Annotated in this window: 1 protein-coding gene; it reads left to right on the top strand. The window is 57.0% G+C overall.

Annotated features, from left to right (window positions below):
• Nucleotides 1-64 precede the first annotated feature (64 nt).
• Nucleotides 65-1227 (top strand): IS3 family transposase gene (locus G3N58_RS33815; RefSeq protein WP_206001366.1). Its coding sequence is split into 2 segments (ribosomal slippage): nt 65-320 and nt 320-1227, totalling 1164 coding nucleotides; the frame shifts between segments, so codons are not numbered across the junction.
• Nucleotides 1228-1235 lie beyond the last annotated feature (8 nt).

The following is a 1235-nucleotide window of genomic DNA, read 5'->3' as shown; positions in this document are numbered from 1 at the left end:
TGTAGTGGTCTAATGAAACCAGACACTGATTTAGGCGAGAATGCTCGCCATGGAGAGGTGTCTGATGCCGAAGCAACGTCGTTCGTTTTCCCCCGAGTTCAAACAGCAAGCCGCCGGTCTGGTGCTCGATCAGGGCTATAACTTTTCTGAGGCGAGCCGTTCGGTTGGCGTTGGTGAATCAGTCCTGCGCCGTTGGGTTTTGCAGCTTCAGATGGAGCGTCAGGGCGTCACGCCCCAGGGCAAGGCAATCACGCCGGATCAGCAACGTATTCAGGAACTCGAGGCGCGAATCGAACGCCTCGAGCGTGAGAAGGCCATTTTAAAAAAGGCTACCGCGCTCTTGATGTCGGAAGGCATCGAACGTACGAAGTAATTGATCGAATCTGCGGAAGCGAATCGGTTGAGTTGATCTGCACGGTATTCGACGTTTCACGGTCCTGCCTGTATGCGCACCGGGAGCGGGCCACACGAGTTGATGCCGAGCGCATGGCGTTGCGCAGCCGAGTTCACGAGTTGTTTGTCGAGAGCCGAAGCTCAGCCGGCAGCCGCAGCATCATGGGCATGATGCGCGAGGAAGGCACGACGATTGGCCGCTTCAAGGTCAGTCGCTTGATGGAAGAGCTGGGGTTGATTTGCAAGCAGCCCGGCAGCCATGCATACAAGCAGGCGACCGTTGAGCGGATCGATATCCCGAACCATCTCAACCGTCAGTTTGAGGTGGATGGACCGAATCAGGTCTGGTGCGGCGACATCACGTATGTCTGGGCGCAAGGCCGTTGGCATTATCTGGCGGTAGTGCTCGACCTGTTCACACGCCGGGTTGTTGGTTGGGCCTTCTCGACACGCCCGGACGCCGATCTGGTTGTGCGGGCGTTGGAGATGGCCTACGAGCAGCGAGGCCGACCGCAAGGGTTGCTGTTTCACTCGGACCAGGGCGGCCAATACGCAAGCCGCAAGTTCCGTCAGCGTCTGTGGCGCTACCGAATCAAACAGAGCATGAGTCGTCGTGGAAATTGTTGGGACAATTCCCCGATGGAGCGACTGTTTCGCAGCTTCAAGACAGAATGGCTGCCGTCAGTAGGTTACATGTCGGCACAGGAAGCACACCGGGATATCAGTCACTACCTGATGCATAGGTACAACTGGATACGGCCGCATCAGTTCAATGACGGACTGGCGCCGGCTGTCGCGGAAGAAAAACTTAACGCAGTGTCCGGAATCAGTTGACCACTACA

It is taken from the genome of Paraburkholderia sp. Ac-20342, from assembly GCF_017104985.1.
Lineage (GTDB): Bacteria > Pseudomonadota > Gammaproteobacteria > Burkholderiales > Burkholderiaceae > Paraburkholderia.
Note: the sequence above shows the minus strand (reverse complement) of the source record. Positions and strands in the feature narration are given on the sequence as shown.